The 23,412-nt window shown below is 61.0% G+C and carries 24 protein-coding genes and 1 pseudogene; 13 read left to right on the top strand and 12 right to left on the bottom strand.

Going from position 1 to position 23,412, the window contains the following annotated elements; all coding sequences use genetic code 11:
* Window positions 1-13 precede the first annotated feature (13 nt).
* Window positions 14-2,101 (bottom strand): bifunctional indole-3-glycerol phosphate synthase/tryptophan synthase subunit beta, encoded by a 2,088-nt coding sequence (locus GFD25_RS04215; protein WP_163230268.1) that lies wholly within the window; start codon window positions 2,099-2,101, stop codon window positions 14-16.
* 186 nt (window positions 2,102-2,287) lie between these two features.
* Between GFD25_RS04215 and GFD25_RS04210 the strand changes: the two genes are divergently transcribed.
* Window positions 2,288-3,730: an MATE family efflux transporter gene (locus GFD25_RS04210; protein ID WP_163230266.1), complete on the top strand. Its 1,443-nt coding sequence runs from the start codon at window positions 2,288-2,290 to the stop codon at window positions 3,728-3,730.
* Here GFD25_RS04210 and GFD25_RS04205 read toward each other — a convergent pair.
* The 5 genes and pseudogenes from GFD25_RS04205 to GFD25_RS04185 all read right to left on the bottom strand — a co-directional run.
* The gene (locus GFD25_RS04205; RefSeq protein ID WP_163230264.1) at window positions 3,715-4,476 is read right to left on the bottom strand and encodes an SDR family oxidoreductase; all 762 of its coding nucleotides are present in this window, start codon (window positions 4,474-4,476) and stop codon (window positions 3,715-3,717) included. The two genes, GFD25_RS04210 and GFD25_RS04205, sit on opposite strands and share 16 nt — an antisense overlap.
* Window positions 4,477-4,577: 101 nt before the next feature.
* Window positions 4,578-5,453 carry a deoxyribonuclease IV gene (locus tag GFD25_RS04200; protein WP_163230255.1) on the bottom strand — a complete coding sequence of 292 codons (876 nt, stop codon included), beginning with the start codon at window positions 5,451-5,453 and terminating at the stop codon, window positions 4,578-4,580.
* Between the two features lie 59 nt (window positions 5,454-5,512).
* Entirely contained in the window at window positions 5,513-6,046 is a 534-nt protein-coding gene (locus GFD25_RS12160; RefSeq protein ID WP_239512397.1) for a phospholipase D-like domain-containing protein, read from the bottom strand.
* Window positions 5,958-8,699: a TOTE conflict system archaeo-eukaryotic primase domain-containing protein gene (locus GFD25_RS12465; RefSeq protein ID WP_420837545.1), complete on the bottom strand. Its 2,742-nt coding sequence runs from the start codon at window positions 8,697-8,699 to the stop codon at window positions 5,958-5,960. The genes GFD25_RS12160 and GFD25_RS12465 overlap by 89 nt, the downstream gene beginning before the upstream one ends.
* Window positions 8,676-9,107 (bottom strand): annotated as a pseudogene (locus GFD25_RS04185) (VOC family protein); the annotation flags it as partial. The pseudogene GFD25_RS04185 and the gene GFD25_RS12465, both read right to left, overlap by 24 nt.
* A 214-nt stretch (window positions 9,108-9,321) precedes the next feature.
* On the opposite strand from GFD25_RS04185, the gene GFD25_RS04180 reads away from it, so the two are divergent.
* The gene (locus tag GFD25_RS04180) at window positions 9,322-9,933 is read left to right on the top strand and encodes an isochorismatase family protein (RefSeq protein ID WP_163230406.1); all 612 of its coding nucleotides are present in this window, start codon (window positions 9,322-9,324) and stop codon (window positions 9,931-9,933) included.
* Between the two features lie 54 nt (window positions 9,934-9,987).
* Here the strand turns inward: GFD25_RS04180 and GFD25_RS04175 are convergent, their stop codons facing one another.
* From GFD25_RS04175 to GFD25_RS04165, 3 genes are all read right to left on the bottom strand, one after another.
* The gene (locus GFD25_RS04175) at window positions 9,988-10,473 is read right to left on the bottom strand and encodes a hypothetical protein (RefSeq protein ID WP_163230254.1); all 486 of its coding nucleotides are present in this window, start codon (window positions 10,471-10,473) and stop codon (window positions 9,988-9,990) included.
* A gap of 50 nt (window positions 10,474-10,523) precedes the next feature.
* A complete protein-coding gene (locus tag GFD25_RS04170) occupies window positions 10,524-11,243 on the bottom strand; it encodes an SOS response-associated peptidase (RefSeq protein ID WP_163230252.1) in 720 nt (239 codons plus the stop codon).
* Between the two features lie 63 nt (window positions 11,244-11,306).
* Window positions 11,307-11,606, bottom strand: a complete 300-nt coding sequence (locus GFD25_RS04165; RefSeq protein WP_163230250.1) for a DUF2316 family protein — start codon at window positions 11,604-11,606, stop codon at window positions 11,307-11,309.
* A 243-nt stretch (window positions 11,607-11,849) separates the two neighbouring features.
* Here GFD25_RS04165 and GFD25_RS04160 point away from each other — a divergent pair, with 243 nt between their 5' ends.
* Complete coding sequence (locus GFD25_RS04160; protein ID WP_163230248.1) at window positions 11,850-12,809, top strand: aldo/keto reductase; 960 nt, start codon at window positions 11,850-11,852, stop codon at window positions 12,807-12,809.
* 73 nt (window positions 12,810-12,882) lie between these two features.
* Here GFD25_RS04160 and GFD25_RS04155 read toward each other — a convergent pair whose 3' ends face one another.
* Complete coding sequence (locus GFD25_RS04155; protein WP_163230246.1) at window positions 12,883-13,515, bottom strand: pyridoxamine 5'-phosphate oxidase family protein; 633 nt, start codon at window positions 13,513-13,515, stop codon at window positions 12,883-12,885.
* A gap of 257 nt (window positions 13,516-13,772) precedes the next feature.
* On the opposite strand from GFD25_RS04155, the gene GFD25_RS04150 reads away from it, so the two are divergent.
* The 6 genes from GFD25_RS04150 to GFD25_RS04125 all read left to right on the top strand — a co-directional run bounded on the left by GFD25_RS04150 (window position 13,773) and on the right by GFD25_RS04125 (window position 18,348).
* A complete protein-coding gene (locus GFD25_RS04150; RefSeq protein ID WP_163230244.1) occupies window positions 13,773-14,417 on the top strand; it encodes a GNAT family N-acetyltransferase in 645 nt (214 codons plus the stop codon).
* A 26-nt stretch (window positions 14,418-14,443) separates the two neighbouring features.
* A complete protein-coding gene (locus tag GFD25_RS04145) occupies window positions 14,444-15,145 on the top strand; it encodes a response regulator transcription factor (protein WP_163230242.1) in 702 nt (233 codons plus the stop codon).
* On the top strand, window positions 15,124-16,401 hold the full coding sequence (locus tag GFD25_RS04140) for a hypothetical protein (RefSeq protein ID WP_163230240.1): 1,278 nt from the start codon (window positions 15,124-15,126) through the stop codon (window positions 16,399-16,401). The genes GFD25_RS04145 and GFD25_RS04140 overlap by 22 nt, the downstream gene beginning before the upstream one ends.
* Window positions 16,402-16,632: 231 nt before the next feature.
* A complete protein-coding gene (locus GFD25_RS04135; RefSeq protein ID WP_163230238.1) occupies window positions 16,633-17,115 on the top strand; it encodes a hypothetical protein in 483 nt (160 codons plus the stop codon).
* 162 nt (window positions 17,116-17,277) lie between these two features.
* Complete coding sequence (locus tag GFD25_RS04130; protein ID WP_163230235.1) at window positions 17,278-17,655, top strand: SdpI family protein; 378 nt, start codon at window positions 17,278-17,280, stop codon at window positions 17,653-17,655.
* 279 nt (window positions 17,656-17,934) lie between these two features.
* A complete protein-coding gene (locus GFD25_RS04125) occupies window positions 17,935-18,348 on the top strand; it encodes a hypothetical protein (protein WP_163230233.1) in 414 nt (137 codons plus the stop codon).
* 119 nt (window positions 18,349-18,467) lie between these two features.
* On the opposite strand, the gene GFD25_RS04120 is transcribed toward GFD25_RS04125, so the two are convergent.
* Window positions 18,468-19,088 carry a hypothetical protein gene (locus tag GFD25_RS04120; protein WP_163230231.1) on the bottom strand — a complete coding sequence of 207 codons (621 nt, stop codon included), beginning with the start codon at window positions 19,086-19,088 and terminating at the stop codon, window positions 18,468-18,470.
* A 212-nt stretch (window positions 19,089-19,300) separates the two neighbouring features.
* Between GFD25_RS04120 and GFD25_RS04115 the strand changes: the two genes are divergently transcribed.
* Window positions 19,301-20,146, top strand: coding sequence for a DsbA family protein (locus tag GFD25_RS04115; protein ID WP_163230229.1), 846 nt, complete (start codon window positions 19,301-19,303; stop codon window positions 20,144-20,146).
* Window positions 20,147-20,222: 76 nt separating this feature from the next.
* Here GFD25_RS04115 and GFD25_RS04110 read toward each other — a convergent pair whose 3' ends face one another.
* The gene (locus GFD25_RS04110; protein ID WP_163230227.1) at window positions 20,223-21,509 is read right to left on the bottom strand and encodes a DUF2142 domain-containing protein; all 1,287 of its coding nucleotides are present in this window, start codon (window positions 21,507-21,509) and stop codon (window positions 20,223-20,225) included.
* Window positions 21,510-21,697: 188 nt separating this feature from the next.
* Here GFD25_RS04110 and GFD25_RS04105 point away from each other — a divergent pair, with 188 nt between their 5' ends.
* Genes GFD25_RS04105 through GFD25_RS04095 form a run of 3 tightly spaced genes read left to right on the top strand, consistent with a single transcriptional unit; the run spans window position 21,698 to window position 23,191 of the window.
* A complete protein-coding gene (locus GFD25_RS04105; protein WP_163230225.1) occupies window positions 21,698-22,219 on the top strand; it encodes a GNAT family N-acetyltransferase in 522 nt (173 codons plus the stop codon).
* Window positions 22,212-22,670: an ASCH domain-containing protein gene (locus GFD25_RS04100; protein WP_239512396.1), complete on the top strand. Its 459-nt coding sequence runs from the start codon at window positions 22,212-22,214 to the stop codon at window positions 22,668-22,670. Before GFD25_RS04105 ends, GFD25_RS04100 begins: the two co-directional genes overlap by 8 nt.
* Before the next feature lie 32 nt (window positions 22,671-22,702).
* Window positions 22,703-23,191 carry a GNAT family N-acetyltransferase gene (locus GFD25_RS04095; protein ID WP_163230223.1) on the top strand — a complete coding sequence of 163 codons (489 nt, stop codon included), beginning with the start codon at window positions 22,703-22,705 and terminating at the stop codon, window positions 23,189-23,191.
* Window positions 23,192-23,412 lie beyond the last annotated feature (221 nt).

Genomic DNA, 23,412 nt, shown 5'->3' with positions numbered 1-23,412 from the left:
TCCCCTCGTTCTTTCAGGCCACGGTGTCGCCGTGGGCGCCGGTCACGTCGAGTGCGGCCGCCTGCTCGTCGGTCAGATAGCCGAACCACTTGCCGGCGGTGGCCATGTCCTTGTCGCCGCGGCCGGAGATGTTGACGATCATCACGGCCTTGTCGTAGCCCTTCGCCTTGAGGTCGGCTGCGGCCTTGTACGCGCCGGCGACCGCGTGCGAGCTTTCGATGGCGGGGATGATGCCTTCGGTCTGGCTCAGATCGCGGAACGCGTTCATGGCCTCATCGTCGGTCGCCCACGAATAGTTCACGCGGCCGATGTCCTTGAGCCACGCGTGCTCCGGGCCGACGGACGCATAGTCAAGGCCGGCCGAGATCGAATACGTGTCGAGCGTCTGTCCCTCGTCGGTCTCCAACAGGTAGCTCTTCGCTCCCTGGAACATGCCGAGCTGGCCGGTGCCGGGGGCGAAACGAATCGCGTGCTTGCCGGATTCGGGACCGTCGCCGCCGGCCTCATAGCCGTAGAGGTTGACGCGTTCGTCATCGAGGAACGCGTTCATGATGCCGATGGCGTTCGAGCCGCCGCCGACGCACGCGCAGATCGCGTCCGGATGGTCGATGCCGTACCAGTCGCGCAGCTGCTCCTTGGCCTCCTCGCCGATGATCTTCTGGAAGTCGCGCACCATCGCCGGGAACGGGTGCGGACCGGCGACCGTGCCGAGCAGGTAGTGCGTGTCCTTGACGTTGGTGACCCAGTCGCGCAACGCCTCGTTGATCGCGTCCTTCAGGATGCGGTCGCCGAGCGTGACCTCCACGACCTCGGCGCCGAGCATGCGCATGCGGGCGACGTTGAGCGCCTGGCGGCGGGCGTCGATCTGGCCCATGTAGATGCGGCACTTGAGGCCGAGCATCGCGCACACGGTCGCCGTGGCCACGCCGTGCTGTCCCGCGCCGGTTTCGGCGATCACGCGCGTCTTGCCCATACGCTTGACGAGCAGCGCTTGGCCGAGCGCGTTGTTGATCTTATGCGCGCCGGTGTGGTTGAGGTCCTCGCGCTTGAGGAAGATGCGCGCGTCAAGGCCGGTCTTGGCCTTGACCAATTCGGCAAAACGCGGAGCTTCCGTAAGCGGCGACGGACGGCCGACGTAGCGCTGCTGCAGCGTCATGAACTCCTTGTGGAATTCCGGATCGGCCTTGGCCTCATCGTAGACGCGTTCCAGCTCGTCCAGCGCGGTGATGAGCGCCTCGGGCACGTACCGGCCGCCGAACTGACCCCAGTACGGTCCCTGATGTTCGCTTAACGGAGTGGTTTCGGATGCTTTCACTCTTGCTCCTGCCTTTACTAGTCGTTCCACTGCAAGTTCATGATCGGCGGCCGTGGCCACGCCCTCGCCCACCAGCACGGCGTCCGCGCCCGCGCGGCCATAATCCTCGACCTCGACCGCGCCGAACACGCCGGATTCGGCGACGCGGATCACGTCGTCGGGCAGATTCGCCGCCAGTTCGTTGTATTTGTTCACGTCGACCTTGAGATCCTTGAGGTTGCGCGCGTTGATGCCGATCACCTTTGCGCCGGCCGCGACCGCGCGTTCGATCTCCTCGCGCGTATGCGTCTCGACGAGCACGGTCATGTTCAGCTCATGCGCGAGGTCGAGCAGATGCTTCAGCGTCGCGTCGTCAAGCGCGGCGACGATGAGCAGCACGAGGTCCGCGCCGTGGGCGCGCGCCTCGAAGATCTGGTAGTCGGTGACGATGAAGTCCTTGCGCAGCACCGGGATATGGACTGCGGCGCGAACCTTGTCGAGATCGTCAAGCGAGCCGAGGAACCGTCGTCCTTCGGTGAGCACGGAGATCGCGCTCGCGCCGCCCGCCTCGTATTCGCGGGCCAGTGCCGCCGGGTCGGGAATGTCGTTCAGATGGCCCTTGGACGGGGATGCGCGCTTGATCTCGGCGATCACGGGGATGCCGTCGGCGCGCTTGAGCCATCGTTTCGCGTCAATCGGGGCCGGGGCCGCCAGTGCGGCCTTCCTCACCTCGTCAAGCGATACGGAGCGCTCGCGGGCCTGCTGGTCCTCCAATGCGCCCGCCACCAATTCGTCCAGAACCGACATGATCCTCCCTTGTTGTGCGGTCGATCATGCGTCACTGTAAGCCACTTGCCCGGCCCGCGCCTTCCGCGTCCTACATTCTGGGCGAGTCTCCGTGACAGGCCGACTGCGGCGTGTTGTTGTCCGCACTGTGACTGCTATATTGCCCGTGACGCACAGCGGAGGTCACGAACCGGGAAGGAAATTGGGATGGACGACGCGTTGTTCGAAAAGGCGCCGGTGCCGAAAGCGTATTTTTCGCTGGCGATGCCGGTCGTACTCGGCATGCTGGTCACGCTGGTCTACAACATGGTGGACACCTACGTCATCGCGCATACCGGCGACACGAGCATGGTGGCCGGAGTCTCCCTGACGGCCCCGGTGTTCACGGTGATGATCGCGCTTGGCGACATCTTCGGCCTCGGCGGCGCATCCGTCATCTCGCGGCTGTTCGGACAGCGCCGCTATGAGGACGGCAAACGACTGAGCGTGTTCTGCTTCTATGCCGCCATCGTCACGGGACTGGTCATCGTCGCGTTCGGTCTCATATTCCGCGCGCAAATGCTCGTGTTGCTCGGCGCGACCGACGACACGTGGCGGCACGCGTCCGACTTCTATACGCTGATCATCATCGGTTCGCCGTTCATCATCGCGTCGATGACGCCCGTCAACCTGCTGCGTACCGAGGGCCACGCAGTGCAGTCCATGATCGGTTCGGTGGCGGGCACGCTGGTGAACATCGCGCTCAATCCGCTGTTCGTCCACGTATTCGCCTGGGGCGCCGCGGGATCGGCAGGCGCGACCGTGATCGCGAACATCTGCACCGACGCGTACTTCGTCTGGTTCCTGTTGCGCCGCAGCCCGAACCTGTCGATCGATCCGAGACTGCTGCTCGTGCGCGCCGACGCCGCCGTTCGGGGCCTTACGGGATCCGTGACGGCGACTCGCGTCGCCATCGGGCGCCGTCTCGCCCTCGACGCCCACGATATCCGGGGCATCCTCGCCATCGGAATCCCCGCGGCCATCACGAACCTGACGCAAAGCGTCGGCATCGTCATGGTCAACCTGTTCCTGCTCCCCTACGGCACGGACACGGTCGCCGCCATGGGCATCGCGCTCAAGGTCGTCATGATCGCCGTGCTCGTCTTCGCCGGTTTCGCGTTCGGCGCGCAACCGCTCATCGGATACAACTACGGGGCACGCAACATGCCGCGCCTGCGCGCGATCATGCGGTTCTCGTACGGATTCCTCTGCCTGTTCGCACTGGCCATGACGCTGGTCCTCAGCCTTGCCGACCGCGTGCTCATGCGCTTCTTCATCGCCGACGAGACGATCGTCACGCTCGGCGCCGGCATGTTGCGTGTGCAATTGCTGAGTCTGGTGTGCGTGGCGATCGTGATGGTGACGACCTGCACGTTCCAATCGGCCGGCAAGGCGACGGGCGCGTTCATCCTGTCGATCAGCAGGCAGGGCTTGCTGCTGGCCGTCACCCTGTTCGCCGGCTCGCGCATGTTCGGCTATGCCGGCGTGATCGCCGCGCAGGCCGTCGCCGATCTGCTCACCGCGGTGCTGGCGATCGTCCTGTTCGCGATGATGCTGCCGGAGCTGTTGCCGGGAGCATCATCGCGGAACAAGGCTCAGCGCTCGCGGTAGACCTTCGTGTACGAGCCTTCGGCGCGCGGACGCACGACGATCGAATCGATGTCCACCGTGTCGGGCTGGTTCAACGCCCAGCGCACGCATTCGGCGACGTCGTCGGCGGTCAGCGGATCGGGCACGCCGGCGTATACGGCGGCGGCCTTCGCCTCGTCGCCGCCGAATCGCTTGAGGGAGAATTCGTCGGTGTGCACCATGCCGGGGGCGATGTCGATCACGCGCACCGGTTCGCCAATCTGTTCGAGGCGCAGCACGCGGGCCATCACCTTCTCGGCGAATTTCGACGCGCAGTATCCGGCGCCGCCCTCGTACGGTTCGATGCCGGCCGTCGAGGAGATGACGAGCACCGTGCCGCCGCCGGGAGCCTGCTTGAGCGCGGGCAGGAGCTTTTGCGTGATGCGCAGCGTGCCGATCACGTTCAGCTCGTACATGTTGCGCCAGTCGTCGAGGTTCGCGGTGGCTACCGGGTCCTTGCCGAACGCCGCGCCGGCGCAGTTGACGAGCGCCTTGACCGGGCCGCCCGCCAGTACCTTGTCCACGGCGGCCTGCGTGCTCGCTTCGTCGGTGATGTCGCATACCTCGTAGCTGACCTTGTCGCCGAGCTCGTCGGCGAGCGCCTTGAGTTTGGCTTCGCGTCGTGCGAGTGCGACGACGGTCCAGCCGTCGTTGACGAGCGCGCGGACGCTGGCGGCGCCGATGCCGCTTGATGCGCCGGTGACGACGGCGCGTTTGGTGGTTTCCATTGCGAACCTCCTTTGTTTTGCGGGATCAATACCGCGGGTGTGATCGCTCACGGTCTTGGTGTTCATGATAGTCGTGCTCGACCGGCGGATGCGGTTGTCGGTCAGACGTTGCGCAGTCCGCGTAGCAGGGCGATTTCGTCGCGGTGCGTGGTTGGGGTTTGCTCCTTGGTTTCGAGGATCATGGGCAGGTTGGCCGTGCGTGGGTCGTTGACGAGTTGCGCGAAGAACGCAGTGCCGAGTTGTCCGTCGCCGATGTTGGCGTGGCGGTCCTTGTGCGAGTCGAGGCCGTATTGCGAGTCGTTGGCGTGGATGGCTTTGACGCGGTTCCATCCGATCGTGTCGTCGAGTCGGCGCAGTACGCCGTCGAAGTCGTTCAGAATGTCGTATCCGGCGTCGTAGACGTGGCAGGTGTCGAGTGTGACGCCGAGGTTGGCCGTATGGTCGACGTGGCTGATGATTGTCGCGAGTTGGTCGAAGTCGCGTCCGCATTCGGTGCCTTTGCCGGCCATCGTTTCGAGCAGGATCGGTACGGTGGCGTCTGCGTCGTCTGTGGCGAGGAGGTCGAGTACACGGTTCAGTCCGTCGGCGATGAGCCGGCAGCCTTCCTCGGCTCCTTGCCAGACGTGCGAGCCGGGGTGGATGTTGAGGTAGATCTCCTGTCCGGCTTGTTGGATGGGTGCGAGCAGTTCGAGGTCTTCGGCGAGCGCGTGGATGGCGAATTCGCGTTTGGCGGGGTCTTTGGCGGCGAGGTTGTACACGTATGGCGCGTGGGCGACGAGCGGCCCGTAGTGTTCGGCGATGAGCCGGCGTGCGAAGTCGGTGGCGCCGTCGATGGTGAGGGATGTGGATTTCTTGCCGTATGGCGAGCGCGGGAAGAACGCGAACGTGGTGCCGCCTTCGACATGCGAACGTTCGATGAGTTTGTTCCACCCGCCGCTGGTTGATAGGTGCGATCCGATGAAGAGTTCTGTCGTCATGTTTTGTCCTTCTGTGCTTGCGTGTTTCATATTGTTTGTCTTTACCGCCGTATGCGTTTTCAGCTATCGGTGTTGTTTTGCGTTTCCTTAAACCGTCTTGCTAACGCGGGGTCGTGGAAGCGCAGTGAGCAGTCGTCGGGTTTTATGTTGCCGAGTGGTTCGGCGGTTCCAAACCAGATGAGCGCGTTGTCGAATACGGTGAACTCGTTGCATGATTCGACCGTATGCACATGGCAGCCCAATGCTTGTAGGCGTGTGATGTTTCGCTGCGTTCTTGCTCGTGACGTTTCGGTTGCCGTATCCGATTGGCGTACGGTAACGGTTACTGTCACTCCTCGGTTGATTGCTTGCATGATTACGTCGTCGAGCTGGCTGATGCCTCGTTGGGAAAGGTAGCCTGCGTGGATGGCAATTGTCTGGCTGCAATGCGTGATGTCATTGCGGAATGCGTTGAGGAAATCGTTTGCGGTGACAAGGTTATTTTCTGCATCGGAGCGTGTATCGTCAGCGGGGACGAGTGCCTTTGCGCGGTTTTGCAAGGCATCGGTTTTGGCTTGGCGAAGCACGTTGTCGGAAAGTTCGTCTGACAGCAATGGTTCGTATCCTTGGCTGAGGTAGGTTTTCAATCGTTTGCGATACATGGTTGAGGACATGGGTACGGTTACGTCGATGTAGTCGTAGACGCGTACTTCTTGTTTGCCGTCGTTGTCGCGGTGGAGTCTGCCGATATATTGGGTGACCGCCGTTTCCACAGAAACCGGTGCGGCGAGCATGAGCGTGTCGAATCGTTTTTTGGTCGAAGCCTTCGCCGATGTAGCTGCCTGTAGCTACGACGGCAAGGCTTTCGTTCGGGGGGATTTGGGTGATTTGTTGGAGTTTTTCTTGTCGCGTGTTCTTCGAATCCGCGCCGTAGAGAAGCATCACGTGCTGGCAGCCTCGATGTTGGAGGCCGTCAGCGAGTACTCGTGCGTGTTCGACGCGTTTGGTGAGTACGAGTGGTGTTCTTCCTGCTTGGATGGCGGTCATGGTGTCGTCGAGGATCATGTCGTTGCGTGGTTTGCTGTCACATGCGGCTTGAAGGTAGTCATGGTAGGTGAATGGTTCGATGAGGTCGAGGTTGACTGCCGTGAAGCGGGGGATGAATCGTCGGACGAATCGTTGTGTTGTCATCTGGTCTTTGACGTCGACGGTGTATCGGATTGGCCCGCACTGCATGACGGTGATTGGTTGCATGCCGTCGTCTCGTTTGAGCGTGCCGGTAAGTCCGTATACGTATTGTGCGGTGGTTGCGCGTGCGATGGCTTCGGTGTCCACGGAGGCGACGTGGTGGCATTCGTCGAAGATCACCATGCCATAGTTGTTGACGAGTTCTTTGACGTGTTTCTCGCCTGGCATGCCGCTTCGTTCGAACAGGGATTGTGCGAGCGCGATGTCGATGATGCCGTTTGCTTCGTTCTGTCCTGCTCCAATTTGGCCGATGATATTGGGCTGTTTGCGGCTTATGCGACCTGTTTTGGTGAGTTTCGGCGGCAGTGTCATGTCGATGTCGAGGAATTGGCTGAGTCGCTCTTTCCACTGGTCCAGCAGTGATGATGAACGCAGTACTATCAGCGTGCTGGTTTTGCGTTCGGCGATGAGATTAGCGGCGACAACGGTTTTGCCGAAGCCGGTTGGTGCCACGAGTATGCCGTTGTCGTGTGCGAGCAAGGATCGTGCTGCGGCGTTCTGCCGTGGTTGGAGCGTGCCTGTGAATTTTACGCGGATGGGATTTCCGGCGTTGCGTTTGTCTGAATAGGTAACGGATGCTCCTGCGGAAGAGAGCAAGGATGTTAATGGTTCCTTGCATCCTCGTGGCAGGAATATCGTGTCTTCGGTTTCTTCTCCGCGGTAGATGATGCGTGGCTTGTTGTATACGGGTTGGCGCATGACTTGGGCCCGATAGAAGTCGGGGTTGGCGAATGCGGCAAGACGGCGTATCGCGTTGAGCGCCGACGCTGTCATGCCGGTTTTGGGAATCGCGAGCATGTTGCGTTCGCTGATGTCGACGGCGTTTGGCACATCGGAGGATGTTATCGTGTTCCAAGGCCGGGAATGTCCCGTTCGGGGATCGTCCGGCTTGTTGTGGTCCTTATGCGTGTCCGTTCGTGCAGTCGCGCTCACGGTCGAAGTGTCTTTGGATGTGCCGACTGTTTCCTCAACGGTTGTATTGAGGAGTTTGCCCAACGGCCCGTTGAGTTGTGATGCCAGTGTCGCGATTGCATTGACTCGCTCGGAGGTGACTCGTTGGATTGAGGAGAGGAACGACCACTGGTCCTCATACGGCTTGAACTGGTCATCCACGAATACGCTGTTGCCGCTGTCACGTGCTTTGCGCTGCAAGGGCAAAGCGATCAGGTTGCCGAAACCTCCGGTGGGCATCGTGTCCTGATTGGGAAACATGCGATCATATGATCGGAACGCAATGTGGGTCAGATCCGACGCTTGCGTCAAGAGTACGGAGCCCATGCGTCTCGCCTGCGCCGCGTCGACTTGTTCGGCAAAGAACAGCCACAGGTGTCCGCCGTCTCCTGATCGGGAACGTTCCACGGCCGGCTGCAGACCATGCTGTTCGCAAACTCGCCGTACCGCCGAGATCTCGCGCATCCAGCCGTCGTCGTCGAAATCGATGGCTAGAAACCAGACCTTCGAATCCTTGGACATCGGATACAATCCGACGACGTTGGTGAATCTGTCGTCGCGTTTGGTGAAATGGTCCAAGAGAACCTGATCAGTCAACGGTTTGCATTGCCGCCGTTCCGGTGGAGTGGGTATGCGCTTGCCATCGGCCAGTTGCGTCCACTCGTTCCATGCGGCCGGAGCATATCCGATCTTGCCCGTCTTCTTGGAAACAAACCCATGCGCATACACGTCATCACGACCACGAAACAACGATCGGAACAATCGCATTTTGCAGGCAGACGAACTATGCGCGGTGATATGCCCGTTCTCGATATCGCCATGTTGCGAGGGATCGGAAATCGTCTCTTGAACATACTGCGCAGAACGATTCGGCAATGGATCATTCATCGCCACCGGTGCTTGAAACTCCGGTTCGCCTTGTGCGTCAACGACATGTTGCCGCGGATTATTCGCATTATCGTCTGCTGCCGCATCCCTTGTTGAAGACGTCTCGCGCGGAACAGTGTCACGCGATTGTGTCTGCTTTAATGCGTCGGGCCAGCCGCTCCAGTCGGTGACGGCTTCGATGTTGTTGCCGTCCGGGTCGAGGACGAACGCCGCATAGTATCTGGGATGGTAGGCGCGTGGTCCGGGAGCGCCGTTGTCGGTTCCTCCGGCGGCGAGTGCGGCTGTATAGAAGTCACAGACGGCGGCCGGGCTGTCGGCGAGGAATGCGATGTGGGTGACCGGGCAGGCTGGCGTTGCGAATGCCGTGTCGTGGACGGCGTTTGCGGAACCGTCCGGTTGCGCTGTCGCATCCGTTGCGTCCATTGGCGACACGTAGAAGTCGGAGTGTGGCGTGCCGTCGTCGACGCCGAATCCGATGGTGGGTTCGTGGTGGGCTTTGGCGATGTAGCCGAGTGGTGCGAGCGCTTTCGTGTAGAACGCGATGCTGCGATCGATGTCACGCACCTTGAGCGTCAGATGATCAAGCATACTGTCACTGTAGCGCGGCATCTTGTTCTTATGCAGTTTGGAACGTTGGGTGCCGATTTGCATTGACATTGTATGAGTTGAATGCCCGTTAGGAACGATGTGGCGGATATCACCACGGCCAGAAGCCAAGTTGTAGGCGACGCCGAGCAATTCCGCAGCCGAACCGTTAGAGTGGATGGCGGTTTATCGGCATCCGTTTGGGGAGGCAATCATGGTGGATAAGGCGTTGATCATCGTGGACGTGCAGCCGACGTTCTGCGAAGGCGGCGAACTCGGCGTGGACGGCGGCAATGCGGTCGCCGATCGGATCGCCGCATACGTGAACGCGCACCGCGGCGAATACGCGTACATCGCGACGACGCAGGACTGGCATATCGAGCCGGGCGCGCATTGGTCGGAGCATCCCGACTACGTGGACACGTGGCCGGTGCACGGCAGGGCAGGCACGCCAAACGCCGAACTGCATCCGGCGATCCGCGCCCTGAACGTCGCGCATCATTTCAAGAAGGGCCAGTATTCGGCCGCCTACTCCGGGTTCGAGGGCATCGAGGACAACACGGACCGCATCCAGTCGCATGGCGAGGTGGAGACCGCGCAGTCGGCCGGGCATACGCTGGTCAACGCGCTCAAGGCGGCCGGCGTCACGCAGGTGGACGTGGTCGGCATCGCCGAATCGCATTGCGTCAAGGAGACCGCGCTCGACGCGCGCAAACTCGGCTACACGGTGACCGTGTTCGAGGACCTCACCGTGCCCGTCAGCGAGAAGCTCGGCGTCTCCGCCCGCAAGGACATGGCCGCCGCCGGCATCGCCCTGCGCCGTTCCTGACCGGCGGTTTGGAAGATAGGGCTTGTTTGATCTGCCGTCGTGTTCTGCTCGACGTCAGGAATGCAACGGCAGACGTGCGGACAGCGTCCATGTTGTGCCGTGCACGGTGTGGTCGAGCGTGCCGCCGATGCGGCGGATGTGCTCGGCTTTGGTGCGCAGCACGGTTCCGAAGTCCAAGGAGCCGTTGAAATTGCCGGAGCCGGTTCGGACACGGTTGAGGGCGGCCAACGTCGCCTGCCGGTCGTCAAGCGTGATGCGGATGGCGCAGTCGGCGTGCGGCCGCGCGTGCTTGGCGATGTTGTTGCCGGTCTCGTCGATGAGGTCGCGCAGCACATTGACCGCTTCGACGTCGTAGCGCTGCGGCAATGAGTCGGACAACGCGACGTCCGTGGCGAAGCCGAGCGCTTCGAGACGGCCTGCGACCCCGTGGAAATGATCGCGCAGCATGGCGGTTTCGCCGGCCGGGTCGCCGTCGGCGAGCATGCGGATGATCTGCAGTTCGCGCGCCGACGGCATGGCCGCTGCGACGCCGGCAGTCAACGTAACTGGTGTGGTCGGCAATGCCGCCGTACCGGTCTCAGGCCTCCATGTCAGAACAGGCTGGGCGGTTGAACCTGCTGCAATGGTCGAATCAGCGTGCGGCCGTCGTCCTCGGGGCCAAACGCGGCGACTTCGTGAAAGGCGAGATTACGTGACAACTCAGTGCCGCCGTTCTGCATGTCCGTCATCAATGACGCACCGGCAACCGCGCCGTCGATCGAACGGTCAAGCCACGTGCCGGCCATGTCGCGCGGCACGAGCAGCGGCATGCGGTCGTGCACCGCGGCCGGACCGTCCACGGCCTGACAGGTGAGGATCGTCGCGGTCAGCAGCCACGGCGCCGGGCTTTGCGGCTGCGGAGCGCGCCACCACGAGAACAGTCCGGCCAGGAACAGTGGAGCGTCGTTCGGCGCGTGGAAATAGTACGGTCGGCGGCCATGGTATTCGTAGTATCCGGAGGCGGGGATGATCGCGCGCATGGATTTGGCGGATTCCGCAAACGTGGGTTTGACGCATGCCGATTCGACGCGTGCGTTGTACGTGGGATACGTCAGCTCCTTGCCGGTGCTCCACGCCGGTATCAGCGACCAGTACGCGCCGGTCAGATGACGCTTGCCGTCCTTCCCTTCCGCCACGATGCCGATGGTCCGCTTGGGTTGGAGGTTGTACGACGGAGCCGGAAGCGCGACGGGATTCACGTCGTCTTCGTCCACGTCGAACCGGGCCGCGATCGCGTCCCAGTCCAGATCGGCCGCAAAACATCTGCACATGGCGTCAGCGTATCACTTGGCGAATCACCGCCGTAACAGTCTGGTCGCGGGAATCAGCACGATTCAGTCGAGCCGGTTCGCGTCGATGACCCGATCGTCCAAGAACCAGTAATCGTGAGGGTCACCACGCAGCGCACTGAACGGCACCGGCTCCACGCCGGCGGCCGCGGCCTTGTCCAACAAATACCGACGCACGATCCATGGATATTCCAGCACGCCGGACCGCAGCTCGATGATGCGTTCGATGGTCGCACCGGGTACGCCGAAATCGGCGCCGATCCGCTCCGCGGTCAATCCCAGCAGCGTCATGTTCTCGCGGAACTCGCGAATGGTCGCCGCACGCTGTTCGCTCGTCAACGACATGCCGCACTCCCCTACCAACCTATTGAGATCAAATATTCCAGTGTCCACGATAGCCGCACATGACATCCGCCGCGTTCTCAGCCGGCAGCGGAATGGTCTCGCGTCCGCCCGCCCGATCGCGGGAGAATGGTGGGGACGCGGTCGCGACATCTCCGTTCGATACTCATCTCGAACGATTGGTTCGCGACGCGTCGCGATGATTCCGCACGAGGATATGTCAGGTACGCAGGAAAGGACGACAATATGACCGATCGGCGCGTGAAGGTGGGCAACAGCGATCTGGAGGTGTTCCCGCTGGTTTTGGGCGGCAACACGTTCGGCTGGACGAGCGACGAGGCGACCAGCCGCAAGGTGCTCGACGAATACGTCGAAGCCGGAGGCAACTTCATCGACACCGCCGACGTGTATTCGGCGTGGGCTCCGGGCAACGCGGGCGGCGAATCCGAGATCATCCTCGGCCGCTGGCTGGCCGTGCGGTCCAACCGCGACAAGGTGGTCGTCGCCACGAAGGTGAGCGAGCACCCGCAGTACAAGGGCCTTTCGCATGACAACGTGATCGCCGCGGCGAACGAGTCGCTGCTGCGTCTCGGCACCGATGTGATCGACCTGTACTATGCGCACTTCGACGACAAGAACACGCCGCTCGAGGAGACCGCGGCCGCGTTCGACGAGCTGGTCAAGGCCGGCAAGATCCGCGCGATCGGATTGTCGAATTACACTGCCGACCGCATCGAGGAATGGTTCCGCATCGCCCGCGAACACGGCTATGCGCTGCCGGTCGCGTTGGAGCCGCACTACAATCTCGTGGCCCGCGGCAACTATGAGCGCACGCTCGCGCCGGTCGCCGCACGCGAGAATCTCGCCGTGTTCCCGTATTTCTCGCTGGCCGCCGGATTCCTGACCGGCAAGTACCGTTCCGCCGCCGATGCGGAAGGCACGGCGCGTCAGGGCATGGTCGCCGACTATCTGATCGCCGACGGGTTCGCGCTGATCGACGCGCTCGACGCGATGGCGAAGGCGCACGATACGGCGATCGCGACGGTCGCGCTCGCATGGCTGCGGCATCGCCCGCAGGTCGCCGGCCCGATCGCATCCGCCCGTACGCCCGAACAACTGCCCGCATTGCTTGACTCGGTATCACTCGACCTGGCCGCCGACGAGATCGCCACGCTCGACAAGGCGTCCGCACCGTTCGCCAAGTGACCTACTGACTCTCTGATTCGTCATCGATGACGGCTGAGGCGCGGATCCATGCACGGTTCCGCGCCTCAGCATCTCAATCTCGGTTTTCGTCCGGTCGGCTATTGCGGACGCGATTCGGCTTGGCATGCGACTTCGCCGTGAGCCGGGTCGACTCGATCTTCCACACCGTGACACTGTTCACCTGCGCGTCGGTGAACGTGACGTGCGGCATGTGCGCCTGGTGCGCCATAAGCAGCCGCAGGCCGCGTCGGCGGTCGTCGAGATCGTCCACGATCGAGGCGACGCCGTCGCCGACGATCGACGTGAACGCCTCGCCCCAGTTGCATGCGGTCCGCCCTTCGATCACCTCGCAGTCCGCGCGCATGGCGAACGATACGGTCAGGCGATTCCCGGCCGCGCGGATCGCGTCGAGCTTGCGCCCGCGTGAAGCCGAATGCATCCACAGCGTAAGGCCGCCGGTCGCCGGATCATAGTCGTACCCGAAGTTCAACGGCACGATCGTCAGCCCTTCGGCATCCACATACGCCATGTCGACGATGTCGCACCGGCCGATGATCTCAGCTATCTGTTCACGGTCGACGATCTCCCGGTCCGCCCGCCGCATACGACGATGTTCGCCGGCAACCGTACGCTCGTCGTCCCGTCGCTTCGGCCGCCGCGCAATGCCAACGGATTCGTCGTTGCTGCCGGTATTATCCATGCTCATCTTCGGTAGCTCCCGTCTTCGATCGTCATCATCGATAAGGAACATGCTATACCGCCGCCAGGTTCGCTGAATCGACGCCTTCCGTGTGCGGGACTCCCCGTCGAACCATCGATCAAGACGATCCGTAATCCGTAGCATCCGTTACCGCAACCGCATGTACTCGCCCGGGCAAGCATCATGGATCTCCTCGGTAATCAAGCACAACCGTGTAATGTCGGTATACGATTCCGTACACGCCGATTATGTTGGGAGATCCGATGAACGACATCATCGAAACCACGCGTCTGCTGTTGCGCCCGTGGAAGATCGACGACCGCGACGAGACGGCCGCACTGTTCAGGTACGCTTCGGATCCGAAGATCGGGATGTTGTGCGGATGGCCGCCGCATCAGGACGCTGAGGAGAGCATGCGGGTCATCCGCGACGTGTTTTCCCCGGCCGAGCACAACTGGGCCATCACCATTCGGGACATCGCGGCCACGGGAGTCGATGCCGACGTTGACGAGCCCATCGGATGCATCGAATTGAAGCCGCTCCGTCACATCGACGACGGACCGGACCGCGCGCTCGACGAACGCTACGCCCGATACGTCGGCGGCAACGCGTTGGAACTCGGCTATTGGATCGGCCGCCCGTTCTGGGGCAAGGGATACATGCCCGAGGCGTTGCGCGCCGTGCTCGGCTACGCGTTCGGCACGCTGCATGTCGACGCCGTGTGGGGCGCCCACTACACGGATAACACGCAGTCCGGCCGCGTGATGGAGAAATGCGGCATGAAAATCGCCGGCGAGTCGAAGCGCAACCATTTCCCGCTGATCAAGGAATACCACGACGAGACCCTCCGCATCATCACCTCCGCCGAATGGCAAGCGGAGTGTTCCCGTCGATATGATGTCCGTTGACCGGATTTGTCATGGGATGGTGGCGTATGTACGACAGGAGACGGTTCCGCCTTGCGGTGGTGGACAACGACCAGTTGACGTTGACGATGCTGACGTTGCTGGTTCGTCGTGATCTTCCCGAGGTCGACGTGACGTGGGCGTGCCGGCGTGGCCGGGATGCGGTCGCCCGCTGCCTGTCGGCCGATTCGCGTCCGGATGTGCTGCTGGTGGATATGTCGTTGGAGGGGTTGAGCGGCGTCGAGGTGTGCCGGCAGGTGCGTGCGGCGACGGCCGATGTCGCGTTGATCGGCGTCACGTCGTTCTCGCTGGAGCATTACGCGGCCGACGCGTTGGCCGCGGGTGCGCAGTGTGTGATGGACAAGGCGCGGGTGAAGGATGTCTGCGAGGCGGCGGTCGCGCTGGCCAACGGTCGCATGCCGCGCACCAGGTATGTGTCCGAGCTGACTGCCGCGCAGTCGCATGCGCTGCTCGCGAAACATGAAGGTACCGGCGCTGATATCGATTCCGCTACACGCTCGGCGACTGCGCCCGCGGCCGTTGTGTCTCTGACGGAGCGTGAGCGTGAGGTCATGCGCTTGTGCGCGCAGGGGCGCAGTTCGCGTGAGATCGGCGAGATGCTTGGCGTTGGCGAGTCGTCGGTGAAGACGTATGTGATGCGCGCGGCGAAGAAGCTGGGCGCGCGGAACCGGACGCAGGCGGTGGCCGAATGGCTGATGCTGCAGGATTAGTTCGCCGCGCGGGTGAGCGTGTCCGTGCCGCCGGTGTGGGGCCGGTCATGTGGTGCGTCGTGCTGTTGTCCGCGGGGTTGACGGTGTTGGAGATGGTCGAGTATCCCGCGCAGCTCGTGGCGACCACGGTGCTGACGGTCATACACATACTGTGTCTTTTGGTGTTGCCGTTCTATCCGCTGCCGATGAGCGTGGCGGTCGCGGTCACGTATGTAGGGTGCGCGTTCCTGCCGGACATGAGCGGGGCGAGTCTGTTCTACGGCATGTGGGTCGCGTTGGCGGCGGTCGGTCGATACGGCAGGTTGCGATGGTGGATGCTGATGCCGCCAATGATCGCCGCGGTGCGTTGGATGGTCGCGGCGCGCGCCGGCATCCCGTTCGGCGACTACGTGATGCTGCTGGTGTCGTTCTTCGTGGTGTACGCGTTCGGCCGCGCGATGTCGTGGAGAGCCGTGGCCGTGCAAGCAGAACAGGATCAACTGCGTTACGAGCGGGAGCGAGACCGTGTGGAGGCCATGCGCCGCGACGCACGGGCAGCAAGCCGGATCCATGATGCGGTGACGAACAATCTCGCATACATGGCCATGCGATTGGACTACGAGCGGTCGCGTTCAGCGAACGACGAACAACATACGGCGTTGTTCGATGATCTGTACCGACGCACGATCGACACGCTCGGCGAGGTGCGCACGGTCATCGACATGCTCGACGGGAACAGTGACGGCACTGATGCCACTGATACCGGGAAGGAACATGATTCTATCGGGAATGGTCACGGCGGCGACGATACCGAAAACTCGGTCGCAGCGTCTTTGCCTTGCACCGCGTTTCCTGATCGTATCCGCGACGTACTGGACCGTGGCGACCGATATCTGTCCCAGCTTGGTTTCGCTGGAGAGTCGACGCTGATCGACAATCTACCCGCGGGCAAGTCGACGGATGCGGACGATGTCACTCGCGAACGTGAGTCCGCCGTGATCGACCTATTGCGAGAGCTGTACACCGACATCGCGGTGCACGGCGACCCGTCCGGCGAATACCACACGGTCGTGCGCCGCAACCGTGACGGCCTGTCCGTCGATCAGGTCAACGACATCGCCGAACACTCCCTCCTGCCGGACAAGCCCCATTCAGGCAAAGGATTGTCCCTGCATCGCACCCGGTTCGCCGCTCTTGGCGGTTCGATCAACACCTCCGCCGAAGATGGCACATGGGTTCTGCACGCGACTTTGCCGTCCGATCCATCTCAGCAGTAAGACATACGATTCCAGACTCCCGAATCCGCTGTCATGCGATTGCTTGACAGCACGTTGTATGCGCGCACAACGCATGTCACTATGGAGTTCGCATCACTGGCGGCCTCAAACGATAACGGACGTTACCATTGTCGTCTTTGGTTGACAGGGATTGCTATAAGTGGCGCGATTCCCCTTCTGCAGTCATCATTGATGTATGGAAAGCGCCAAACCTCGAAGAGGAGGCCAATCATGGCCGATAACACTATGCAAGACTCCCGCAATGGGCACGCGGGCATAAGCGAAGGAAGGTGGCGTCTATTCGCGGCGGCGGGAACCCTTGCGCTGTATTCCGTCGTATTGGCCGTATGCGGCCTGATTCGGTACGGATGGAGTGTGGAATGGTTCTGGACCTCCGGATCAATGGCGGTCACGTTTCTGCTGCTGGGCGCCGGCTCGCTTGCCGCAGGAGGATTCGCATATCGCGGCAAAGTGGCCGAGCGGCTGGAACCGGATGCCCGTGACCGGTTGCTCGCCGATAGATCCGACGCTATCGCAACGAAGATAACATTCGTCATCTGCATCAACTTGTGCGTCAACATGTTCACCATCGCCTTGGTATTTGACATTCAGCCGCTGCAGTATCTGGCGTGGGGCCTGACATTACCTTGCGTGCTGTATGTGGTGGTTTCGGTCATCGCCAAAGATCTGTTGCGCAAGACACGAGAGACATGATGAGAAGGAGCGTTCTGATTTCCGACATTGCGCTGGTGTCGACATCAGCTACGCGACAGCATCGACACCGCGCAGTTGATGGCGGTCTTCGACCCAAAGAAATGATGGTTACCACTGTCTACCTCTGAAATGGAACAGTACCAGAAAGAAAGGATTCGAATCATGCTCATCATATTGACTGCTTTGTTTGCATGGTCGGCGCAGTTGTGCTTTTCCGCCTATCGGGATGCAAGGAATGGCCGATTGGAGCGGAATTACCAGATCGGCATCAAGACCCGTTGGACCATCGCCTCGGATGAAACATGGGAATACATACACCGCAAATACGTGTTCGTGTTCCTCGGCAGCGGTGTATTGGTCTCCCTGATGCCGGTGGACGTGGTGGTAGGCATGATCGCGGCCCGTGACATCAATACCATGAGCATGATCTGGTGGTGGATGCTCCTCGCTCTCGCCGCCATACTCGTCACCTGGCTAATCATCTGCGGGATCATTGCGAATCTCGACGCTAGGAAACACTATTTGGAATCGCAGGCATAGGGTCAGGGCTGATCCCGATGAGAAACCGCTTGTTTTTGTGATGAGTAACCCTGGCTAGCAATGATTACCGCCGTCTCATGTCTTCTTTGGACGACAAATACCTCTTCGATTGGCGTGATCCCGGGTGGGTAATCATCATGGAGGAGTGAGATGCAGTAATACGCAACCGTCCTTGGCCGTTCGCGATCGGGGACGTACACGCGACCGTGATCTACTGCGCCGGCGTCTCGTTGTTGCCGTCACTGTTGAACGTGCTGATACTCGTCGTGACGTTGCCGCATGGCCTATGACCTGATGGTGGGGAAAGCCGCGATCATTGTCATCGCCGGACTGTTCCTGACCGTGTTGAATACCGTCGGCAATGGCATCATCTATGGGATTGGCGATACCGGTCGCTTTGTGTTCCAATACCTGTTGTTGGCGGTGACGAACGGCATCGCAGTGCTGTCGCTGTCCTTGTTTGCAAGGAGCGTGCTGCTCGGCCTGTCCATCTACGTGTTCGTGCCCATGCTGCTCAAACCGTTCATCATCTATCTGATACCTGCCACGAATGAACTGTTCTATCCGGAGGCGATACGCGAGGCGACTGCGGTAGGCCATCCACTTACCGGGATACTGGTGTTGATCCTATGGCTGCTTGTCTTCCTGATCATGGGTTATGCGGCGGCAGTCAGACGCATATGTCGTCGGTAGTTGACATGCACGCATCACGTCAGCAGGCTGATATAAGATAATTCCTAGAGCCAGCCCTGCGGGGATATGGAAGTTGAGACCGGTGCTCCCGTGATTCACGGGACCCGGTCTCCGCGTATCTACGTCAATACAACCTGCTCGTCGATGACCTTGGTGTCGGTGAACAGATTGAAATCCTGCAAGCCCAGTCTGGTGTCCACATACGCTCCAAGAGCCTGATCCGGCAGCCACAGAAGCGGCTCGGCATCCCCTCGCATATGAGTGATTCTGATTCGCGAGACCACACCCATACGCTCCAGTTGCATTCTGTGCGCGTTATCCGCCTTATTCAGAACATCGGTCCTTGCTTCCAAGACCAGCTGTTCAATGCCGTAGCCCTCAAGGATGGGAAGCAGCCGTTCCAGACACTTGCGACGCGCACGTTCGTCCTTCATATGCGTCATCCGTTCGCCTACCACGATGATGTGAAGCGATTCCATGCCCTCCAAGGATTTGATTACCTCGTTTTTGAATCGTGGCGTCATATCGTGCCAGTGCAGTTTCTTCGCACCGGCGGGTTTCAACCGCATGAGTTCGCTTCTGATAGAGTCCAGATTCCCCTCGATCAGAGATGCGCCCATCAGATACCAAGGGTGATCCAGATCCTTGTTTCTGATGCTTTCGTCGCCCCAAGCGGTAGACAACATCGTGAACCTCCTGAAAGCGGTGCTGGCAGATAAAGTCATCATGATATCAGACATGACTGCGTATTCGGCCCGTTGCAAGCCTCATTGCAAGACGCTGCAATAGATCGTGACATTCAACGAGGATTCTTTCTCGGACAGCCGGTCACATGCCGTTTCGTGTCGTCTTTGGTTGACAGATGCTCCTCCGATTAGCGTGATCCCGCGTGAGCACTCATCATGGAGGGGTGAAACGCAGCAATACGCAACGACAGAATTCTCGCAACGGCATGACGGTTTCAGCGGCGGAACGCCGTCAGCAGACCATCATCGGAATGTTGACCGTCGCGATCATCGCCGTTCTGCTGGCCGTGTGCAGTGTTGCTCTGTATCGCAGCATGTCGGTCAATCGTTCCGCCACGGAGGACGCTCCGCAATCGGAACAGGCCGCACATGATGCTTTGCGTAAGGTCAAGATCAAGCCGCCGATCGCGGACGACCAAGGAGGCATCCTGATCTCCAAGAACGGGTACGGCAGCAAGATCGACGACGTACCGACCGTCGGCATGTATCTGGAACCGTTGTGCCCGGGCTGCGCATTGGTGAGCCGCACGCTCGATCCGACGATCAAGAGCATGCTGGACGCGGGGCAGATCAATCTCGATCTGCATTTCATGACGTTCCAGGATTACAAAAGCAGCGATGAGTATTCGACCCGCGCGTTCAACGCGGCCGTCACGATCGCGCAGCAGGACCCGAACCCCGACCATCTGCTCGGATATCTGATGAACATCTACGCGCAAGACTTTCAGCCCGGCGAACTCAGCGAATACCGCAACGTGACCGACGACCAGCTCAAACAACAGGCACTCGACGCCGGCGCAGACAAGGCAACAGTGGACAAAGCTTTCGATGGCCGATACCGGTACCGGGCATGGCTGAAGGCGGCGGACGATTATACGATACTTCGTCCGGAACTCTATGCTCCGGGCAGGAACGGCTTCTCCACGCCCACCGTCACGATCAACGATCGTCGCTGGCAGATGAACGGCGGCGATCTGAAAGGCAGTTTCCTCACCGCCGTCGGTCTGGACGAGAACGAAGTCGGCGATCCGACGGCCAAGCCAAAAATCTGATTGCAACACGATTGAATCGCGGCTGATGAAGTCGATTCATACCGATACCGGCGACCCCTCGAACGATGGCAACCAATTACCGTGCGAGGTTCTCTCTGATCGCGCGTAACGCGTCAACACACTGCATGGCCAGCGGCAGGAAGTATCGGCTGTTGATGCCGACGACACCGGCCTGTCCAGTCAGCGTGAACTGCGTCCATATCGCCACGTACACCAACGTCACGCAGCCCATGATCAATATCCAAGACATCAGCCAGAACAACAGGCGTTGTCGATCACGTCTCCATACGATGACGGTCAGCGTCAGGGCCGCAACGGTAAGCGTCCAAAACCGGAACAGCAGTGGCGGTTCCCACCATGACCAGCCCTGCAGGTGAATGATGCTGTAGAACATCCGCGGCAGGAACCTGTGCGGAGCAGCTAGCAGTTCCTGTTGCCGTCGCAGCACCTCGTCGTACGGGACACGCGACGGGTTCGTGGCGAACCCGGTTCCAAGTCTCAACCACGCCAGCAACAACATAACCGGCAGCACGCACCCGGTGACGAGGACAAGCCGTGAACGCATGGGCATACGACGACGGACGATCATCGGCAGCAACGCCATGAGCAGACACGGCGCATACGCGAACTTCGATAACGCCAGCACCCCGGTCGTTCCGGACAACAGCACGCAGTCGCCGACGCCGAGCCGATTGCCTTGCAGGCATCGGACCAGCATGCAGGCCAAAGGCAGCGACAGTGCGACCACCGTCGAGTCGGGAGAGAACATGAACGAATCCGGCACCGCCAGGCACACGGCCAACAACCCGGCCGACAGACGAAACCAACGGAGCGAAATCCCGTCCGGCAAGCGCAGTCCGACCCACACCGCCGCGAGATAGACGGCCAACTGGAACACCTCGGCGAGATAGAACCGCCACGTCGCGTCCAATCGCAGCAGCCGTCCGGCGGCGAAGGCGGCCAGCTGCGGCAGGTACGCGATCGGCGGATACACGGCGGTGTTGTCGAACGGCACCTCGCTGTGCTGTCCGTCGCGTACGGTGACGGACGAGGCGTTCACCAAACCGGATACGTAATGGCGATCGTTGGCCAGCGAGAACGCGACCACGTCATCGTCGACCCAGCCGCCCGTGTTGTGTTCCGCGTCGGGATGATAGTCGGACGCCGCGCGTACCGGGCGGGCGATCACGTCGCCGTTGAGCATCGCGTCCACACGGTACACGTGCGCCCACACGTCCGGTGTCGACCCCGGAGGGGTCAGCACGATGCCCAACACGCCGCACAGCGCCACCAACGCAAGCACGATGACCGTCGTTCGACGCTGACGCGACCGGTCATCGTGACCATTCGGATACGGATTCATGACAAACCACCACAGGACTCCGCGGATCGGCACCATGCCGGACGGATTCCATGATGACCGCCTATCCGGGATTCATGCCAATCGAAGCGGAATCCGTCATCTTCAGACGACAGCAGACAACGAGAACGCGGCAATCCGGTTGACCGAGTGTAATGTAATCCACATCGCAATAAGGGAGGGAGGCGACTATGCAGTTGATCGAGACATGGCTGGCGGACCCGGAGCGCGCGTTCGACCTGTTCGCGAAGTTCCCGGCGGAGGAGACGGGATTCGAGAACCCGGCGGCCGGCATGAGCCGTGAACGGTTCGCCGCATACGTGCAGGGTCTGCGCGACGAAGCGTTGGGCATCGGACTGCCGGACGGCTGGGTGCCGGCCACCAAATACATCCTCGTCAACGACGAAGGCGACTACGTGGGCATCTTCAACCTGCGCCACCGACTCACCGACTTCCTGCGCAACGGGCCGGGCCACATCGGCTACGGCATCGCCCGCGAATACCGCGGCCACGGCTACGCGACCGCCGGATTGAAGCTCACGCTCGCCAAGGCGCGTGAACTCGGAATCAAGGAAGCGTATCTGAGCGTGCACAAAACCAATCCGGCGAGCCTCGCGGTGCAGCAGCATTGCGGCGCGCGCATCGACCATGAGGACGAGCGGGAATACTACACTCGCATCGACACGAGCGAAGGAACAATGCGCGATGAGTGACGATACGACGATGTCACTCTTGCCGTTGCCTTCGGAATATGCGGATCTGCCGAAGGCCGAGTTCATGACGCCCGGACCGGAACGTGATCGGCTGGTCAGGCTGATTCTCGACGGCATGAAGACCGCCACGACCGCACTGCTGATCGACTATACGGAATGCGGCGATCCTCTGCCCCGCATCGGCGATCGTTCCGTACTGGTCGATTCCGACGGGAAAAGCGTGGCGATATTGACCGTCACCGACGTCACAGTGACCCGTCTGGCCGATGTCACCGACCGGCACGCGATGGCCGAAGGCGAAGGCGATACGACCTCGGCACAATGGCTGCGCACGCACGAGGCGTATTGGAACTCCGCTGAATATCGCTCCTATTTCACCGACCCGACGTTCCCGATCGACGACGACACCCTCGTCGTACTCGAACATTTCAAGGTCACCGAACGGCTCTAGCATGGCATAGAACATCGGGAAGGAAGCCTGATATGACGATTCGTATCACTCCGATCGAACCTCGATGGTTCGAGGAGAAGGCGCAAGTGCAGTCGCAAACATGGCGGGAACTCAACCAAGGCAAGATTCCGCAGAAGATCGTGGATGCCATTACCCCGCGGTTCGCGCTGAAACTCACCGAGGCCCACGCCAAGGATCCCTATCAGATCACGCTGGTGGCGCTTGACGGCGATCATGTGATCGGGTTCGCGGAACTGCTGCGCACGCCGCGTTCGCCGATCGATCGGCCCGAAGCGGCGGAACTTGCCTCGCTGTACGTGCTGGCAGACCGGCATCGGCAGGGTGTCGGGCGCCTGCTGGTCGAGGCCGGCAAACAGGCCATCGGCAACGACCGGTTCGTGCTCTGGGTCGCCGGGTTCAACGCCAACGCGCAGGGCTTCTATCGGCACATCGGCTTCCACGAGACCGGCCGTACTCAAACCGAGGATCTGGGACCGGAACTCGAAATGATCAACTACTGAATGTCGGCGAAGTTCGTCTCTTCGAGACGACGATCACCGGCAATATTGTCATGCGATTGATTGACAGACGGACATCTTGCCACTGATATGCCACGGAGCGTGGCCACGCGGTGTCAACCATCGTCGACATGAACATACCGCAAACATCGTTCCCGCTCCCATCACGGTTTATCATGGTTATATCAATCGTTGCGGGACGTATCGGTCAGACGATCCTGAAA

Source organism: Bifidobacterium aerophilum, assembly GCF_010667685.1.
Lineage (GTDB): Bacteria > Actinomycetota > Actinomycetes > Actinomycetales > Bifidobacteriaceae > Bifidobacterium > Bifidobacterium aerophilum.
Note: the sequence above shows the minus strand (reverse complement) of the source record. Positions and strands in the feature narration are given on the sequence as shown.

Coding starts and splice junctions, on each gene's coding strand:
- GFD25_RS04215 (WP_163230268.1), bottom strand. CDS start 2,101: ATGTCGGTTCTGGACGAATTGGTGGCGGGCGCATTGGAGGACCAGCAG.
- GFD25_RS04210 (WP_163230266.1), top strand. CDS start 2,288: ATGGACGACGCGTTGTTCGAAAAGGCGCCGGTGCCGAAAGCGTATTTT.
- GFD25_RS04205 (WP_163230264.1), bottom strand. CDS start 4,476: ATGGAAACCACCAAACGCGCCGTCGTCACCGGCGCATCAAGCGGCATC.
- GFD25_RS04200 (WP_163230255.1), bottom strand. CDS start 5,453: ATGACGACAGAACTCTTCATCGGATCGCACCTATCAACCAGCGGCGGG.
- GFD25_RS04170 (WP_163230252.1), bottom strand. CDS start 11,243: ATGTGCAGATGTTTTGCGGCCGATCTGGACTGGGACGCGATCGCGGCC.
- GFD25_RS04165 (WP_163230250.1), bottom strand. CDS start 11,606: ATGTCGTTGACGAGCGAACAGCGTGCGGCGACCATTCGCGAGTTCCGC.
- GFD25_RS04160 (WP_163230248.1), top strand. CDS start 11,850: ATGACCGATCGGCGCGTGAAGGTGGGCAACAGCGATCTGGAGGTGTTC.
- GFD25_RS04155 (WP_163230246.1), bottom strand. CDS start 13,515: ATGAGCATGGATAATACCGGCAGCAACGACGAATCCGTTGGCATTGCG.
- GFD25_RS04150 (WP_163230244.1), top strand. CDS start 13,773: ATGAACGACATCATCGAAACCACGCGTCTGCTGTTGCGCCCGTGGAAG.
- GFD25_RS04145 (WP_163230242.1), top strand. CDS start 14,444: ATGTACGACAGGAGACGGTTCCGCCTTGCGGTGGTGGACAACGACCAG.
- GFD25_RS04140 (WP_163230240.1), top strand. CDS start 15,124: ATGGCTGATGCTGCAGGATTAGTTCGCCGCGCGGGTGAGCGTGTCCGT.
- GFD25_RS04135 (WP_163230238.1), top strand. CDS start 16,633: ATGGCCGATAACACTATGCAAGACTCCCGCAATGGGCACGCGGGCATA.
- GFD25_RS04130 (WP_163230235.1), top strand. CDS start 17,278: ATGCTCATCATATTGACTGCTTTGTTTGCATGGTCGGCGCAGTTGTGC.
- GFD25_RS04125 (WP_163230233.1), top strand. CDS start 17,935: ATGGCCTATGACCTGATGGTGGGGAAAGCCGCGATCATTGTCATCGCC.
- GFD25_RS04120 (WP_163230231.1), bottom strand. CDS start 19,088: ATGTCTGATATCATGATGACTTTATCTGCCAGCACCGCTTTCAGGAGG.
- GFD25_RS04115 (WP_163230229.1), top strand. CDS start 19,301: ATGACGGTTTCAGCGGCGGAACGCCGTCAGCAGACCATCATCGGAATG.
- GFD25_RS04110 (WP_163230227.1), bottom strand. CDS start 21,509: ATGAATCCGTATCCGAATGGTCACGATGACCGGTCGCGTCAGCGTCGA.
- GFD25_RS04105 (WP_163230225.1), top strand. CDS start 21,698: ATGCAGTTGATCGAGACATGGCTGGCGGACCCGGAGCGCGCGTTCGAC.
- GFD25_RS04100 (WP_239512396.1), top strand. CDS start 22,212: ATGAGTGACGATACGACGATGTCACTCTTGCCGTTGCCTTCGGAATAT.
- GFD25_RS04095 (WP_163230223.1), top strand. CDS start 22,703: ATGACGATTCGTATCACTCCGATCGAACCTCGATGGTTCGAGGAGAAG.